Origin of the sequence: Burkholderia sp. BCC1988 (assembly GCF_905339895.1) — a bacterium.
GTDB lineage: Bacteria > Pseudomonadota > Gammaproteobacteria > Burkholderiales > Burkholderiaceae > Burkholderia.
On sequence record NZ_CAJPHA010000035.1, the window covers coordinates 21,943 to 38,542 of the forward strand.

The following is a 16,600-nucleotide window of genomic DNA, read 5'->3' on the forward strand; positions in this document are numbered from 1 at the left end:
CATGACACCCGGATGACAAAACCGATAGTTTGCTATCGAATGTTTTTGCTCCTATCATCTCGCCCATGACCAATCTGCACGACCTCCGCCTCGCCGTCAGCAGCCTGCTGGTGCTCACCGCGCGCAAGTGGCGCCGCACGAGCGACGGCGTGCTGACCGCGTACAACGTATCCGAAGCCTGCGCGACGCCGCTGCTGATCGCCGGCCGCCTCGGCGAAGGCGTGCGCCAGGGTACGCTCGCCGAACACGTCGGCATCGAGGGGCCGTCGCTCGTGCGCCTGCTCGACCAGCTGTGCGCGGCCGGCCTCGCACGTCGTGACGAGGATCCGCACGACCGCCGCGCGAAGACGATCTCGCTGACGGCCGCCGGCCGCGCGGTCACCGCGAAGATGGAAGAAGACCTGCGCGTGTTGCGCGGCCAGGTGCTCAAGGGCGTCACGCGCGCCGATCTCGAAGCCACGCTGCGCGTGCTGAACGCGTTCAACGCGGCCGATGCGCAGCATCCGGCGTCGCGTCCGTCCCACCCAGCCGATTCCGCGTCATGACCTATCCGAGCCTTCGCGACTGGCTGTTCTCGGGCAAGACGTTCGCCGCGTCGATGCTGGCGCTGTACCTCGGCCTGTATTTCCAGCTGCCGCGCCCTTACTGGGCGATGGCGAGCGTCTACATCGTGTCGAACCCGTTCGTCGGCGCGACGCGCTCGAAGGCGCTGTATCGAGCGCTCGGCACCGCGCTCGGCGCGGCCGCCGCGATCCTGTTCGTGCCGCCGTTCGTCGAGACGCCGTTCCTGTTCAGCGTCATCGTCGCGACATGGTGCGGCACGCTGCTCTATCTCGCGATCTCGGACCGCACCGCGCGCAGCTACGTGTTCATGCTGGCCGGCTACACGATGCCGCTGGTCGCGCTGCCGACGGTGACCGATCCGTCGACGATCTTCGACGTCGCGATCGCGCGGACCGAGGAAATCGTGCTCGGCATCGTGTGCGCGAGCGTGGTCGGCAGTGCCGTGTTCCCGAACCGGCTCGCGCCGACGCTGATCGAGCGCACCGACGCATGGTTCAAGGACGCCGCGTTCTACGGCCGCGAGACGTTGTCCGGGCATATCGCGGGCAAGGCACTGTCCGCGTGCCGGCAACGCCTCGCCGCGACCATCACCGGCCTCGAATTCCTGCTGAGCCAGCTGAGCTACGACCATGCGCACCCGCGCGTGCTCGCCCGCGCGCAGGCGCTCGCCGGCCGGATGCAGCTGTTCCTGCCGCTGATGTCGTCGCTCGCCGATCCGCTGATCGCGCTGATGCGCGACCTGCACGTGCGGCCGCCGGCGCTCGACGCGCTGCTCGCCGACGCAGCGAAGTGGTTCGACGCGCCGTTGCCGGCCGTGAAGGCCGGCAGCGACGGCGACATGGCGCACGACCCGGTCGCGGACAACCTGCGCGCACGCATCGCCGCGCTGCAGCCGGCCGACGGCGCGCTGGCGAGCTGGGACGGCGCGCTGCTGTCGAACGCGCTATGGCGGCTGCGCCAGGTCATCGACATCTGGCAGGACTGCCGCTCGCTGCGCGCGCTGATCGCGAACGAGTCGGGCGTCTGGCAGCCGCGCTACCGGCACTGGCGGCTCGGCGGCACCGAACGCTTCTTCGATCGCGGGATGATGCTGTTCTCGACGCTGACCGTCGTGCTCGCGATCGTGTTCGCGTGCTCGCTGTGGATCTCGTCCGGCTGGCACGACGGTGCCGCGGCCGTCACGCTCGTGGCCGTGTCGTGCAGCTTCTTCGCCGCGCTCGACGAACCGGCGCCGCTGGTGTTCAAGTTCTTCCTGTCGACGGCCGCGAGCGTCGTGTTCGCCGGGCTGTACCTGTTCGTCGTGCTGCCGCACGTGCACGACTTCCCGATGCTCGTGCTGATGTTCGCGGGGCCGTTCATCCTGATCGGCACGCTGCTGCCGCGCCCGCAATTCAACATGGTGACGATGCTCGTCGCGGTGAACACCGCCACCTTCATCAGCATCCAGAGCGCATACGACGCCGACTTCTTCGTGTTCCTGAACAGCAACCTCGCGGGTGTCGCCGGGCTGCTGTTCGCGTACGTATGGACGCGCGCGACGCGGCCGTTCGGCGCGGAGCTCGCGGTGCGGCGCCTGCTGCGCTCGGGCTGGGAGGACGTCGCGCGCTCCGCGTCGACGCAGCCGCTCGACGACCAGCGCAACCATGCGTCGCGCATGCTCGATCGCGTCACGCAATTGCTGCCGCGCCTCGGCGCGTCGGACGACCACCGCCATCCGTCGATCGAGAGCTTCCGCGACCTGCGCATCGCGCTGAACGCGCTCGACCTGCGCCGCTCGCGCCGCAAGCTGACGGGCGACGTGCCCGATGCGATCGACCGCGTGCTCGCCGGCGTCAACGATCACTACACGCGCTGCGCGGCCGCGAATGCGCGCCAGCCTGCACCGCCCGCGCTGCTCGCATCGATCGACGACGCGCTGCAGCGCGTGGCCGGGCGCAACCTGCCCGGCACTTCCGTCGCGCCGGCGGACGGCGGCACGACGCCCGGCACGCCCGCGGCGCCGGTCACGCCCGCGACGCACCGCCGGCTGCGCGATACGCTGCACGCGCTCGTCGGCCTGCGCCTGTCGCTGTACCCGGCCGCATCCGCGCAGCCGCCGCAAGCCGCACCGGACGGAGCACGCGCATGATCCCGCTTTCCAACCTGTCTTTCCGACCGCGACCATGATCGGCGAAATCGACATCTTCGGCGTATTCGTGCCGGCTCCGCTCGTGCTGATGCTGATCGCCTACCTGATCAACATCGTCGTGCGCGCGCTGCTCGAACGCGTCGGCTTTTACCGCCTCGTCTGGCACCGTTCGATCTTCGACCTCGGCATCTACGTGTTCGTGCTTGCCGCGGTCGTCATCGTGTCTCACCATCTCGTGGCTAGCTAACCGTGAAAAAAACCTGGCTCTCGGCAGGGCAGATCCTGCTCACCCTGATCGTCGTCGTCGTGGCCGCCCTCGTGCTGTGGCGGATCATCAACTACTACATGTTCTCGCCGTGGACACGCGACGGCCACGTGCGCGCCGACGTGATCCAGGTCGCACCCGACGTGGCGGGGCTCATCACCGCGGTGCAGGTCGCCGACAACCAGGAGGTAAAGCGCGGCCAGGTGCTGTTCGTGATCGACCAGGCCCGCTACGCGCTCGCGCAACGGCTGGCCGAAGCGACGCTCGCGCAGCGCCGCGCGACCCTCGCCCAGGCGAAGCGCGAATATGCGCGCAACCAGCAGCTCGGCAACCTGGTCGCCAGCGAACAGGTCGAGGAAAGCCGCACGCGCGTCGAGCAGGGCGAAGCCGCCGTCGCCGACGCGCAGGTGTCGCTCGACACCGCGAAGCTGAACCTGCAGCGCACGACGATCGTGAGTCCCGTCGACGGCTACCTGAACGATCGCGCGCCGCGCGTCGGCGAATACGTGCCGGCCGGCCGCGCGGTGCTGTCGGTCGTCGACCGCAATTCGTTCCGCGTCGACGGCTACTTCGAGGAAACCAAGCTGCGCGGCATCCACATCGGCCAGCCGGTCGACATCGTCGTGATGGGCGAGCCGCGGCCGCTGCGCGGCCACGTGCAGAGCATCGTCGCCGCGATCGAGGATCGCGACCGCACGCAGGGCGCGAACCTGCTGCCGAACGTGAACCCGGCATTCAGCTGGGTGCGGCTCGCGCAGCGCGTGCCGGTGCGCGTCGTGCTCGACGAGGTGCCCGACGACTTCCGGATGATCGCAGGGCGCACCGCGACCGTCGCGATGCGCTCGCCCGATGCGCGTCGTGACGACAAGGCGAAGCCGGCTGCCGGCGCTGCCGCGCCGGCGACGGCATCCGCACCCGCGGCCGTCAGCGCAACGGGAGCCTCGCAATGAAGCGGCACGGCCTGCGCCTCGCGGCGGCACTCGCGCCGCTCGCGCTCGCACTCGGCGCGTGCAAATCCGTCGGCCCTGACTACAGGCTGCCGCAGCAGGCGTACGTGAATGCGCCGCTCGCGAACCATGCGCTCGACGATGCGAACGGCACGCTCGTGTCGCGCGACGCGGTGCCCGGCAACTGGTGGCAGCTGTACGACGACCGCGTGCTCGACGAACTCGTGCGCAGCGCGCTGAAATCGAATACCGACCTGCGCGTCGCCGCGGCCAACCTTGCGCGTTCGCGCGCGGCGCTGGAAGTCGCGAACGAACAGGGCGGCTTTTCCGGCCGCGCGGAAGCCGCCGTGCAGCGCGCGCAGGAATCGGCCGAACAGTATCTGCTCGAAAACAAGCTGCCGGTCGTGAACGAAGGTGCGGTCGGCATCAGCGTGTCGTACGAGCTCGACCTGTTCGGCAAGCTGCGGCGCGGCGTCGAGGCCGCGCGCGCGGACAGCGAAGCCGTGCAAGCGGCCGCCGACCTCGCACGCATCACGGTCGTCGCGGACGTCGTGCGCGCGTACGTCGAGTCGTGCTCCGCCGGCGACGAGCTCGCGATCGCGAAGCAGTCGCTCGCGCTGCAGCAGCAGCGCGTGAAGCTGTCGCAGCGGCTGCGCGACGCGGGGCGCGGCAACCAGACCGACGTCACGCGCGGCGTCACGCAGGTGCGCACGCTCGCGGCCGACATCCCGCGTTTCGAAGGCCGCCGCAAGATCGCGCAGTACCAGCTCGCCGCGCTGCTCGCGCGTTCGCCGGCCGACCTGCCGAAGGCTGTCGCCGAATGCGAGCGGCTGCCGAAGCTGCGCCAGCCGATTCCGATCGGCGACGGCGCCGCGCTGCTGCGCCGCCGCCCCGACGTGCGCGAGGCCGAGCGCCAGCTCGCCGCCGCGACCGCGCGGATCGGCGTCGCGACGGCCGCGCTGTATCCGTCGGTCAGCATCGGCGCGTCGGCCGGCTCGGTCGGCGTCGCTGCCGACCTGTTCTCGTCCACCACCAATCGCTGGTCGTTCGGACCACTGATCAGCTGGTCGTTCCCGGTCAACGGCCAGCGCGCGCGCGTGCGCGAGGCTGAAGCCGCGACCGGTGGCGCGCTCGCGCATTTCGACGGCGTCGTGCTGAACGCGCTGCGCGAAACGCAGTCGAGCCTCGCGACCTATGCTGCCGACGTGCAGCGCACCGATGCGCTGCGCACGGCCTACGAATCGGCGCGCAGTTCCGCTGACGAAACGCACCGGCTTTATACGGCCGGCCGCGAGTCGTTCATCTCCGATCTCGATGCGACGCGCACGCTGACGAGCGTGCGCGCGCAGGTCGCCGCGGCCGAGGGCCAGGTCGCCGCCGACCAGGTCAAGCTGTTCCTCGCCCTCGGCGGCGGATGGGAAGGCGATGCTGCGCCCGCTGCGGCGCAGCAGACTTCCGCAGCGGGTACGCCGGCCGCGGCGCCGGCCGCCGCAAAGTAAGCGCGCGCGGGGCGGCAGCCGGCGTGCAAGACACGTCTGCCGTCCCGCGCCATCGTGCGCGATTTCGCATGTCCGGTATGCCGATGCCGACGTCGCGCGTCGCCTGCATTGCCGGTAAACTCGTCCGCTGTTTCCGTCATTCGCCGGCCGCCCGTCGGGCGGCCCATTTCCCGGAGAGTCATCATGCGAACCAGCGCCCGTAATCAATTCGCCGGCCAGATCGGCGCCGTCAAGCCCGGTGCGGTCAACGACGAAATCACGCTGCGTACCCAGGACGGCCTCGACATCGTCGCGGTGATCACGCATGGCAGCGTCGCATCGCTGGGCCTCGCGGCCGGCACGAAGGCGTTTGCGCTCGTCAAGGCTTCGTCGGTGATCGTGATGGTCGACGTCGACAGCAGCAAGGTGTCGGCCCGCAACTGCGTCTCGGGCACCGTGTCGTCGATCGCGAAAGGCGCGGTCAATTCGGAAGTCGTGATCAAGGCGGCGGGCGGCGCCGAGATCGTCGCGATCGTCACCAACGACAGCGTCGATCGTCTCGGCCTCGCGAGCGGCAGGGCCGCGTCCGCCATCTTCAAGGCGTCGAGCGTGATCGTCGGAGTCGAGTGAGCGCCCTGTCGACCGCACCGACGATCCGTCGCGCGCCGCACCCGCAAGCGGCGTGCGACGCTCGACCGGCGCGCGGGCGCACACGATGACGTCCATGCTCGAGCACGCGCATGAGCGCATATTGCAATCGCTGCTGGCCGGGGCGGCCGACGCCGATTCTCCGGATGCACGTCTGTTCGGCACGCTCGTTGCGGCACGCGCATGCCGCAACGAGCTCGCGCTGCTCGGTCTGTCTCCCGCACGGTTGAGCGGCCTGCTTGCCCGCCAGTTTCCGCACCTGGGTTCGGACGATGCCGCCGCGCTCGTGTCGGCGGCCGCCATCGCGCCGCTGCCGACCGCGCACGCGCAGTTCGTCGCGACACTGCACGCGCGGTTGATGCAGGATGCGCATTGCGCCGTCGCACGCGACGATGCCGACTGCGTCGCGACCATCATCGCGCATGCGTGCCTGCGCCCCGATCACCTGTGGCGCGATCTCGGCCTCGACGGACGCGCCGCGGTGTCCGCGCTGCTCGACCGCTATTTCCCCGCGCTCGCCGCACGCAATGTCGCGAACCTGCGCTGGAAGAAATTCCTCGCGCAGGAAGCGGCCGCATCGCTCGGCCTGCCGCCCGGGCCCGCCCCCGGATGCCCGGGCTGCGAGGATTTCGGATTCTGCTTTCCCGCGGGACGATAGTCGCGGCGGCGGCTTGCGCGGCTTGCCGGTGCGCATCGTTTGACCGACCATGCGCGACATCCGTCCGCACGTTTTCCCGCGCGTTCGTTCGATCGCTGCACCCACTGGAGGAACCGCCTTGACCGACTTTGCGAGTCCCAATCTGCCGTCGCGCGATTTCGAAGTTACGTCGCTGTTCTACGCGAAGCTCGGCTTCGTCGAAACCTGGCGCGACGACGGCTGGATGATCCTGAGACGCGGCGACCTGCTGCTGGAATTCTTTCCGCATCCCGGTCTCGATCCGGCCGCGAGCTGGTTCAGCTGCTGCTTCCGGCTCGCGAACGTCGGTGCGTTTTTCGACGAAGTGCTCGCCGCCGGCATTCCCGAGCAAACGACCGGTTGGCCGCGCGTGCATCGGCCGAAACGCGAGGCATGGGGCGGCACCGTCGGCGCGCTGATCGACCCGGACGGGTCGTTGATCCGGTTGATTCAGACGGACGACTGACTCGCTACGGTTCGCCCCGTCGATCGACGCCGCAGCCGCAGCCGCGCAGCGGACCCGAACGGCGGCCCCATAAACGGTTACCTTGCAATGCGCGTGGCACACAGCGCGGGTCGTGCTCCCGTGCCGCGCGATCAGTGTCGATGGCGGTGGTGAATGTCCGGAAAATGCGCGTGACTGTGCGTGATCGGCAGATGCACGTGCGGATGCGTGTGCGGTTCATCGCCGTCGTACGGAAAGTCGTGCGCGTGCTGATGATGTTCGTCGTGCCGATGCCGGTGCGTATGCTCGAGCCGCTCATGCGCATGCTCGTGTTCGTGCCGTTCGCGCACGTGCAGCCAGATGCCGAGCGCCATCAGCGCGGCCGCGATCCAGAACGTGACCGACGGCAGCGCCGGCCAGATCAGCAACGACAGCACGACGCCGAACAGCGGCGCCACCGAAAAATACGCGCCCGTGCGTGCACTGCCGAGATGGCGCAGCGCGACGACGAACAACACGAGGCTGATCCCGTAGCCGCCGAGGCCGGTCAGCATCGCGGCGGCCGCGGCCGGAACGGCGGGCAGCGACGCACCCGTCGCGAGCGCGATGCCGATGTTCACGGGCCCGGCGACCAGGCCTTTCACGCACGCGATGACCATCGCATCGTTCGCGGCGACCTTGCGGGTCAGGTTGTTGTCGATCGCCCAGCACAGGCATGCGCCGGCAATCAGCAGCGCGCCGACCGGCACGCCGGCGCGCCCCGGCACCCACGACAGCAGCGTGCCGCCCGCGACGATCGCAACCATGCCGAGAAACACCTGGAGATCCACGTTCTCGCGAAACACGACCCACGCGATGACCGCCGTCAGCACGCCTTCGAGATTGAGCAGCAGCGCACTCGTGGCGGCCGGCGTGCTCGACAGCCCTAGCATCAGCAGCGCCGGACCCGCAACGCCGCCGGCCGCGATCGCGCCGGCGAGCCACGGCAGGTCCGCGCGCTGCAGCGGCGCTGCGTCCTCGGCCGGCGCGCGGCGGCGGCGCAACCCGCGCAGCAGGATCCCGACGCCCAGGCCGATCCCGCTGCCGAGATAGAACAGGCCCGCGACCATGAACGGCGACATCGCGCCGATCAGTGCCTTGGCGAGCGGCGTCGCGGCGCCGAACAGCGCGGCGGCGGTGAGCGCGACGAGAATCGCGGAATGTCTCGGGTTCATGATGCGGTCTTGGCGTTGGCGTTGGGCGTATGGAATCGGCAGGTTGCGTGCGATGCGGTGGCGCTTGCGGTTTGCCGGTGCCTTTCAATGTCGGGGAATGTCGGACGAATTGCGCAGGCTTTCAGGTACCTGTCGCGTCATGCACGGGCGGCAACGCAGGCCGGCCCGACGATTCGTGCCGGGGAGATTATCGCGTTTGTGTTACGGGTCGCCAACTGACGAGCGGCCGGCCGCGGCGGCGCATCCGGACATCTCAACGTCCGTCTCTCGAATACGGCCGCACTTCGCGCCTGACAACAGTTCACGTGAGACATATTCGCGTGGGTGCGAATCCGGGTTTCATCCCCGATCCGATTAAATTAGGAACACGAATTATCGTGATTGAACGCAAGCGGATGTGCGTTGGTCACTCACTCGATGGCGCATGCGTCGATCGTCTGCGCGCAAGCGTGGATACGCAGTCGCGCGGGACGCCCGCCTGTGCATCGTTCTCCGGATGGGACGGCACCGTGCATTCATGATGCGCACCGACACTCCCCGATGCCTGTCGCCGCGCGCCCGACGTAAGCGACACGTTGCACACGCCGCGTCCGCCGACGTGCTTTCGTCGTCGGTTCGATTGGCAGTTCGATGCTGATCGGGTAAGGCTGACTGGCTGTGCGGCCAGCGGTGGCAGTCCCGACCTGCCCGGACAAGGACAGGTCGGTCCGTCATGTGATGCGCGATATGCGCGGTGAAGGCCGGCCGTCGCCGCGCATATCGCGCGGCGACGCATCGCGTGTTACTCGCTCGCGGCCGTTTGCTGCTCGGCCTGCGGTGCTGCATCGGCCGGTGCTTCCACGGCTGCCGGCTGCGGCGCGGCGGCGTCGGCCTGTGCATCGGCCTTCGGCTGCTGCGGTGCGCCCTTCGCTGCTTGTGCGCCGCCCTTGTTGCCCGGACGACGCGACTTCAGCCGGCGCGCACGCGCGGCGTCGTCATGCGTCACACGTCCGGCTTCGTTACCTTGCAGATCGACCCGCACCGCGTCTTCGACGAGACACGACCAGTAACGATTGCCGCGGCACCACGTGGACATTGCCTCGCGCAGTTCGGCTTCGCTCAGGCCGACGGCCTGCGCCTCGCGGGCGAGATCGTCCCAGATACCGACCTTCAGCGGCACCTTGGGAGCCGGATTCTTCGGGAACGCGCGCGGGAACCGGCGCTGCAGTTTGCCGATCGCGACGATGACCGGATCGACCGGCGTCGACGGCTTCGCCGAAGCGGGCTTCGCGCCGGACGGCGCTTTGGCCCCGGCACCCGATTTGGCCCCACGAGCGGGCCGGTCGCCGGACTTCGGCTTCGCGCCTGCGTCCGGTTGCGTAGCCGGTCGCTTCGCGTTGCGCTCCTGCTTGGCCTTGGCTGCGAGCTGCGCCCGCAATTCGGCAAGTTGTTCAAAACCCATAAATTCAATCCACCAGGAATATAAGGTGTGGTTCGTGCGGCCATTCCGCACATCGGCGTTCGCCGCATCGCCTGCGGCTCGACTGCCACCGATGCGGATCATTGCGGGGCCGCATCGCCACCACCACTGTTTCAGGCACCCGGCCACGATGCCGGACAAAGGCAGGAGTGGAAGTATACCGGTACGCGCGGCAGTCGGTTGACTCACCGGTTCGGATTTGACGGATCCGGGTGGCAGGCAAGGCGTCCGCGCAGTCGTGACGCGCATTATGGCGGTGTTTTCGACAGGTATCGACACACGCGTTACGTAGTGTCGCTTTCCGCACTTTCTCGCTTCAGTGCGCTTCACGTGAAAAGCCTGTGGCCCGAACATCATCAGCTGCCAGTATCGGCAAAGGTTGACCGGGGCATCGACAAGCTGTTGGTGTCGCTTGGTATCGCTGGGTGTCGCTGCCGCGAACGCCAATGCGGTTCGCTGGAGTGGTGTCCCGCGAATCGTGCGCATCGCTAGCACTCGCGGTCATCGAACGCGGCACACGAGGCGTCGCGCTCCGGTCGTTGCGCGCAGTTGCGGCCTCGCGGTGGCCGGCTCGATCGTCGCCAATCAGAACACGCCGAGAGCAAGCCCTGCGGCAAGACCCGCGCCGATCTCCGCGCAGCGCGCGAGATCCTCGCTGCCGATCGTCTTCGGCGCGAGGATGCGCTCCGGTGTCTGCGCATGGGTGCAGACGATCAGGCCCGGCGCCACATTCCTGAGCCGCCATCCGGTCGCGATCCGGTCGATCTGGCGCAGCGCGTTCTGTCCGTCGCTGCCTGCGCAGATCATCGCCGCATACGGACGGCCGTTCACCCGATCGAGTGCCGCGTAGTAACAGCGATCGAAGAAATCCTTCATCAGCCCGGACATCGCGGCGAGATTTTCCGGCGTCGCGAAGAGGTAGGCGTCGGCGGCGAGCACGTCATCCGCGCTCGTCGCATCCGCACGCTGCAACCTGACGTCGACGCCGGGTTGCTGGCGCGCGGCATCTGCGGCCGCCTCGGCCATCTGCTGCGTGCCTCCGGTCATCGTGTGATAGACGATCAACAGCGTCTTCATCGGGGTTCGCTCGCGTTCGGTTTCAAATGCGTCCGCCGCACCCGTCGGTACGGCTCAAACGGACTACGTCGACGTGTGTGCCCGGGCCTGCGTTCTTCCGCTGTCGAATGGCAGATTCTTCGAGGCGGCAGACGCAGCGCACATCGAGTATATCGAGCGCCTGTTCCACTCCGCGCTTCGCACGATGTGCGGTCAGTCCTGCCCGGCACTCGCACCAGCGTGGCCCGCACGCGCGTAGTACGCAAGAAACATGTCGGCAGCCGCTTCCGCGACCTTCTTCTGCTCCCGCACACCGAGCGGCGGCTGGCCCATCGTCACCTGCGGCCAGAACGCGAACGCTTTCACGATTCCGTGCAGCTGATGCGCGGCGAATACCGGATCGGTCACCGTCAGCCGGCCGGCCGCCGCGGCCGCGCGAATCCAGACCGTCACGTCTTCTTCGCGCTCGCCCATGCGCTCGACCATGTCGCGCGCGCGTTCCGGCGAGTGGATGGCCGCACCGATCGCGACGCGTGCGAGTGCGAGAAACGCTTCGTCGTTCAGCAACCGCAATTTGCGGCCCAGCAGCGCGAGCAGTTGATCGCGCAACGGCACGTCGGCGCAGTAAGCCGGCGCGCCGGCGGTAAGTGTCGCGTCCCACAGCTGATGCAGGATCGCCGCGAACAATGCTTCCTTGCCCGGGAAGTGGTTGTAGACGGTGCGCTTCGACACGTCGGCGCGCGCGGCAATGCGATCCATGCTGGTTGCGTCATAGCCGGCCGCGAGAAATTCCTCGATCGCCGCGGCGAGTATTGCCGCACGCTTTCGGTCGGTCAGGCGCTGAGGAGAAGTGCTCGTATCCATACAAAAAATTTTACACCGCCGAGTTTACTTTTCCCAGGGATAAACTACACTGCTCGGTGTACTTTTATTTCCGGACGAATCGACATGGCTTCGCCTCTCGTTTTTCTTCATCGCGTACTGGGTTTCGCCGCCGCCAGGCGTGGCCGCACGCTGTCCGGCGAGTCGCCGCAGCACAACGGCGAACGCTTCAGCAACGTCGCACCGCGACCGGTCGAAGGCTTCGGCAAGACGCTGGGTATCGCATGGAACATGCTGGTCAACAAGCCGCGCAACACGGTTCCGACAGGCGCATTGCCCATCGATTCACTGACCCGCGAGCAACTCGACGCGGCCCCCGACCGCAGCCTGTATCGGCTGGGGCATTCAACGTTATTGTTGAAACTGCGCGGTGAGTTCTGGCTGACCGATCCCGTGTTTGCCGAGCGTGCATCGCCGTTCCGGCGCGTCGGCCCCAAGCGCTTCCATGCGCCACCGATTGCGCTCGAGGACCTCCCGCCGTTGCGCGGCGTGATCCTGTCTCACGATCACTACGATCATCTCGACCGTGACACGGTGCTCGCGCTTGCGGCCACCACCGGCGTGTTCGTCACGACGTTGGGCGTCGGCGACCGCCTGATCGAATGGGGTATCGACTCGCAGAAGGTACGGCAGCTCGACTGGTGGCAGAGCATCGACGTCGACGGCCTGACGTTGATCGCGACACCGGCGCAGCACTTCTCCGGGCGCAGCCTGTTTGACGGCAACAGCACGCTGTGGGCGTCGTGGGTCGTCGTCGACGACGATCTGCGCGTGTTCTTCAGCGGCGACACCGGCTATTTCGACGGTTTCCGGACAATCGGCGAGCGTCTTGGGCCCTTCGACGTGACGCTGATCGAGACCGGTGCATACGACCCGCAATGGCCTTACGTGCACATGCAGCCGGAAGAAACCGTGCAGGCGCATATCGACCTGCGCGGTCGCACGCTGATGCCGATTCACAATGGCACGTTCGATCTCGCGATGCATCGTTGGCAGGAGCCGTTCGAACGCGTCACCGCGCTGGCAATGGTGCATGGCGTCGAGCTGTCAACGCCCAGGATGGGTGAGCGGCTCGACCTGAATAAGCCACATCGCGGCGAGCGGTGGTGGCGATCGGTCGATGAGCCGGCAAAGACTGCCGAAACGAAGACACGCCGGTGGCAACCCTGCGCGTCGCAAGCGACGAAGTAGGTTCGATGGCCGCGACGGTTTCTGGGCGGAAACGTCGCGGCGATGAATTTTCGTCGCGATACGGGGCTTGGTAGCGAACGCGTTGTTGATGGTCGGTGACGATGATCGGTGAGGCCGGAAATCTGACCTTCCACGCTATCCAGATAGACACGGCCGGCCCGACGGTGGCAATGCACCTTATCTTCTTGATGCAGTTTCTGCAGATCCCCGTTTCGTATGCGCTGCGATAGACATTGGCCAAGCCCATCGGAGAGGGTCATCCGAGGCTGTCTACAGAATCAGCATTAGTTCGACGCAGTCTTTGGACGCCCGATAAATTCAACATCGGCCCGGCGCCCGCTTCGATTTCTCCCAACACCCGTGGATTCGCAATCCGGCACCACCCGGGGCAGCGCGTTGTCACGTGACAACTGGCGATGAAGAGGGGCGTCGCATCTCTTGAATCCCCGTGGGTCTGTTCGGCGCGACGTCGCAGTTCGACGGCGTGTCGATTGTCTTCGCAGAGCGGAACGTATTGAAAACTACAAAACACGTTTTCATTGATACGGCTTGACCTCACTTTTCATCGCTTGAACCCAATAGGACGCTCGAGCTCCATGCGCCCCCATTTTACCCATCAATCACGTTCAGTTCGCGTGAAACAACATGAAGAAAGTGGCGCAACTGATTGCTAGACAAGGGTTTACGGAGACGGACCGTTTTAGAGAAATGTTTCACGACCCTGTCGATTCGCGTCATCTCGCCTCGGCGACATGCATGAATTCGCCCCAAAAGCCGTCGCGCGATCAAGATACGTGAAACGACGTCGATACCCTCCACCATTGAATCACTCGTTGACGCAACAAAGCTCCGAATATCAACCCTCCCCTTGCCGCGTCGTCGTGGCAAGGGGGAGCGCAGACCGGGGTCAATTTATTGGGGCCATATCATGGCCGCCAAAGCTCCCATCTGACATGCCGTGAGAGATCGAGAGCCTGCAGAGTACAAGAATGCTAGAGGATGGCCGAGCCGCCCGGCCAGTACCGCTCGCTCGCACATATCACTCGCACGTTCCAACTCGCTAATATGGCTCCCCAATGAAGACGCCACATCGGTATGAAGCAGGTTATGCCGACATGAGACCTCAGCGGTTGTCACGTGACAACCATGCGAATCGAACGGCTCCCCACCCGTGACCTTGTCCGATCGACCACGTCCACTTCGCATATCGCACGGATTTCTTCACGCTAGCAAGTTCTCTAGTAAGTGCATTGAGGCTAGCGAACCCGCCCGGAATCACAACTGAGGCGGGTTGTCACGTAACAACCACGTCCGTCGCAGTCGCAGTCGCAGTCGCAGTCGCAGTCGCAGTCGCAGTCGCAGTCGCAGCACCAGCACCAGCACCAGCACCAGCACCAGCACCAGCACCAGCATATCTGAGCGCAACAGCGGCAATGACGAAAGAGGAAGAAAGAATCCCCCGAGTCCACTGCGCGTCGAATCTGCATACTCCCCGTCGGCGTGCATTTGCGATCCTAGTCATCCGCATCGACTTGTCACGTGACAACTGCAGATCCCGACGCTGTTCAAGTTCGCAAGTAGTTCGAAAACCTGTCCCGCATTTTCAGGTCGACAACAAAATCATCCTTAGAAGAAACCGCACCGCGATTCTTGTCGCGTCCGTCGCCGAATTCCCCACCACTCCATCGGCACTTACCATTTCAAATGAAGTATTGTCCGTTTTTATTTTTCAGTCGATTTGAACTCAAGAAATAATCTGCTAGCCATTTGGCCTGCTTGTCACGTGACAACCACATTGATCAGAAAATTTCTCTGTTCATCTAACACTTTTCTGGACTTTTCAACAACAACTGCATATATTACGCAAAACTCCTTGGAGGAATTTAATGGCTTTCAAGATCGCCGTTAGTAATCAAAAAGGTGGTACTGGAAAGACGACCATCTCCGTCAATATCGCGGCGGCCTTCGAGGCTGGCGGCAACAAGGTCGCCTTGATCGATGCCGACCCTCAAGGCACGTCAGTCAGATGGGTCACGAGCGGGGAAAATACGCTCCCGATGACGGTTCTGTCTTTGGCCCCCGCCGGTCGCGGCATCGGCGGCGAGATCAAGAAGCAGGACGCAAATTTCGATGTGATCGTCGTCGATTGCCCGGGCAACCTCGAAGACCCGCGCATCGCGTCCGTGCTGGAGGTCGCCGATTTCTGCCTCGTCCCGCTGTCCCCGTCGCCCGCCGACCTGTACAGCACCGTCGCGATGATTCGAATGATCGAGTCGATGCGTGCCGTTCGGAACCCGAATTTGTCTTCCGCGCTGATGCTGAATAGCGTCAATGGAAAAACTAAAATGCGTGAAGAAATTTTAAAAATTCTAAGGGCTGAAGAAATAGGGGAGCATCTGCTCGACAGCCAGATCGCGCAGCGAGAGGTCTACCGGCAGACGTTCGCCCTCGGCACCACGATCCATCATCACAATCGATACCTGAAGGGGCTGAAGGAAGCCCGCGCGGAAATCGAGCGCCTGGTCACCGAAATGGCCCAATACATCGCGTCGACGCGCGCTACCGGAGCCGCTCATGGCTAAGGACACCTCAAAAGAGAAGAAGCCGACCGGCAACCTGCATCTCGCGGCCGGCCTGCTGCGCGGGCTCGCGCAGGAAAACGCGGCGCTCGAAACGCGCCTGCCGGAGCCGGTGCCCGCGTCGAATCCCGCCGTCGAAGCCGCTCCCCCCGTCGCCCCCGCCTCGACCACGTCCGCCGACGCGATCGACCTCGGCGCGCCGCAGAAAGTCGCGGTCAAGGACTGTATCCCGAACCCGTTCAACCCGCGCGTGTTCTATTCGGAATCGAGCCTGCACGAGCTCGCGCTGACACTGAAACGGGAAGGGCAGATCGAGCCGATCAAGGTCACCCGGCTCCCGGAATTTCCCGGCAAACTCGTCGTGATCGACGGGCAACGCCGCCTGCGCGCGACGAGCATCAACGGCGACGAGACGATCAACGCGACGTTTCGCACGGACCACACGCCCGAGCAGCTCTATACGATCGCGTATCGCGCCAACCACGACCACGAGCGCCAGACGATCTTCGACGATGCGGTCGCGTGGAAGCGTCTTCTCGACGAAAAGGTCTTCCCCGACCAGAACACGCTCGCGGAAAAGATCGGCAAGGACAAGGCATCGATTAGCAAGACGCTGTCGCTGAACGCTCTGCCCAACACGCTGCTCGAACGGATGGCCAGCGCGAACGATGTGGTCGGCCTGCAGGCGGCGTACTTCCTGAAGCTGATTTTCGAGCGCCTGGGCGAACCGGCTGCCGACCGGCTGCTCACCGCGGTGATCGACCGGAAAAAGTCGGTGCGCGACCTCGAGAATTTCCTTCGCGCGCAGAGCGACGGCAACAAGAAGGCGGGGCGCACGCGCTACAGCGTCCGTCACGATTTCGCGCTCGAATCACGCGCGATCGGTCAGCTGAAGACCTATCCGGACGGGCGTCTGGATCTGCAACTGAAGGGAGTCGATGCGTCTCACCAGGAAGCACTCGCCGACCGGCTCAAGACCGTAATCGACGCGTACGTCGCCGAACTGGCAGAAGCCGCGCAAAAGTAGGTGCGCCAAGACAAAGGCCCCGCGCCTGCACGGCACCGCGC

The 16,600-nt window shown here is 65.7% G+C and carries 16 protein-coding genes; 11 read left to right on the top strand and 5 right to left on the bottom strand.

Features of this window, described 5'->3' with window-relative positions; translation table 11 throughout:
• Positions 1–65 precede the first annotated feature (65 nt).
• The 8 genes from U4012_RS33275 to U4012_RS33310 all read left to right on the top strand — a co-directional run bounded on the left by U4012_RS33275 (position 66) and on the right by U4012_RS33310 (position 7,172).
• Positions 66–545: a MarR family winged helix-turn-helix transcriptional regulator gene (locus U4012_RS33275; protein WP_044848654.1), complete on the top strand. Its 480-nt coding sequence runs from the start codon at positions 66–68 to the stop codon at positions 543–545.
• Positions 542–2,692 carry an FUSC family protein gene (locus tag U4012_RS33280; RefSeq protein WP_321803967.1) on the top strand — a complete coding sequence of 717 codons (2,151 nt, stop codon included), beginning with the start codon at positions 542–544 and terminating at the stop codon, positions 2,690–2,692. The genes U4012_RS33275 and U4012_RS33280 overlap by 4 nt, the downstream gene beginning before the upstream one ends.
• Positions 2,693–2,726: 34 nt before the next feature.
• Complete coding sequence (locus U4012_RS33285) at positions 2,727–2,939, top strand: DUF1656 domain-containing protein (protein WP_044849171.1); 213 nt, start codon at positions 2,727–2,729, stop codon at positions 2,937–2,939.
• 2 nt (positions 2,940–2,941) lie between these two features.
• Entirely contained in the window at positions 2,942–3,907 is a 966-nt protein-coding gene (locus U4012_RS33290) for an HlyD family secretion protein (RefSeq protein WP_321803971.1), read from the top strand.
• A complete protein-coding gene (locus U4012_RS33295; RefSeq protein WP_044849169.1) occupies positions 3,904–5,403 on the top strand; it encodes an efflux transporter outer membrane subunit in 1,500 nt (499 codons plus the stop codon). Before U4012_RS33290 ends, U4012_RS33295 begins: the two co-directional genes overlap by 4 nt.
• 183 nt (positions 5,404–5,586) lie before the next feature.
• Complete coding sequence (locus U4012_RS33300) at positions 5,587–6,012, top strand: TOBE domain-containing protein (RefSeq protein WP_044849168.1); 426 nt, start codon at positions 5,587–5,589, stop codon at positions 6,010–6,012.
• A gap of 85 nt (positions 6,013–6,097) precedes the next feature.
• On the top strand, positions 6,098–6,688 hold the full coding sequence (locus U4012_RS33305) for a nitrogen fixation protein NifQ (protein ID WP_044849173.1): 591 nt from the start codon (positions 6,098–6,100) through the stop codon (positions 6,686–6,688).
• 118 nt (positions 6,689–6,806) lie between these two features.
• Positions 6,807–7,172 carry a bleomycin resistance protein gene (locus tag U4012_RS33310; RefSeq protein ID WP_321803974.1) on the top strand — a complete coding sequence of 122 codons (366 nt, stop codon included), beginning with the start codon at positions 6,807–6,809 and terminating at the stop codon, positions 7,170–7,172.
• Between the two features lie 131 nt (positions 7,173–7,303).
• On the opposite strand, the gene U4012_RS33315 is transcribed toward U4012_RS33310, so the two are convergent.
• From U4012_RS33315 to U4012_RS33330, 4 genes are all read right to left on the bottom strand, one after another.
• Positions 7,304–8,365 (bottom strand): DMT family transporter, encoded by a 1,062-nt coding sequence (locus tag U4012_RS33315; protein ID WP_321803976.1) that lies wholly within the window; start codon positions 8,363–8,365, stop codon positions 7,304–7,306.
• Positions 8,366–9,146: 781 nt separating this feature from the next.
• Positions 9,147–9,806: a ProQ/FinO family protein gene (locus U4012_RS33320; RefSeq protein ID WP_044849165.1), complete on the bottom strand. Its 660-nt coding sequence runs from the start codon at positions 9,804–9,806 to the stop codon at positions 9,147–9,149.
• Between the two features lie 603 nt (positions 9,807–10,409).
• Entirely contained in the window at positions 10,410–10,901 is a 492-nt protein-coding gene (locus U4012_RS33325) for a flavodoxin family protein (RefSeq protein ID WP_044849164.1), read from the bottom strand.
• Positions 10,902–11,093: 192 nt separating this feature from the next.
• Complete coding sequence (locus U4012_RS33330) at positions 11,094–11,744, bottom strand: TetR/AcrR family transcriptional regulator (protein ID WP_321803979.1); 651 nt, start codon at positions 11,742–11,744, stop codon at positions 11,094–11,096.
• Positions 11,745–11,828: 84 nt separating this feature from the next.
• Between U4012_RS33330 and U4012_RS33335 the strand changes: the two genes are divergently transcribed.
• Positions 11,829–12,953 carry an MBL fold metallo-hydrolase gene (locus U4012_RS33335; protein ID WP_321803981.1) on the top strand — a complete coding sequence of 375 codons (1,125 nt, stop codon included), beginning with the start codon at positions 11,829–11,831 and terminating at the stop codon, positions 12,951–12,953.
• 1,275 nt (positions 12,954–14,228) lie between these two features.
• Here U4012_RS33335 and U4012_RS33340 read toward each other — a convergent pair.
• Positions 14,229–14,459, bottom strand: a complete 231-nt coding sequence (locus U4012_RS33340) for a hypothetical protein (RefSeq protein WP_321803983.1) — start codon at positions 14,457–14,459, stop codon at positions 14,229–14,231.
• A 380-nt stretch (positions 14,460–14,839) separates the two neighbouring features.
• Here U4012_RS33340 and U4012_RS33345 point away from each other — a divergent pair, with 380 nt between their 5' ends.
• Positions 14,840–15,535 (top strand): ParA family protein, encoded by a 696-nt coding sequence (locus tag U4012_RS33345; RefSeq protein WP_006759638.1) that lies wholly within the window; start codon positions 14,840–14,842, stop codon positions 15,533–15,535.
• Positions 15,528–16,559 (top strand): ParB/RepB/Spo0J family partition protein, encoded by a 1,032-nt coding sequence (locus U4012_RS33350; protein WP_321803986.1) that lies wholly within the window; start codon positions 15,528–15,530, stop codon positions 16,557–16,559. The genes U4012_RS33345 and U4012_RS33350 overlap by 8 nt, the downstream gene beginning before the upstream one ends.
• The last annotated feature ends 41 nt before the right edge of the window (positions 16,560–16,600 follow it).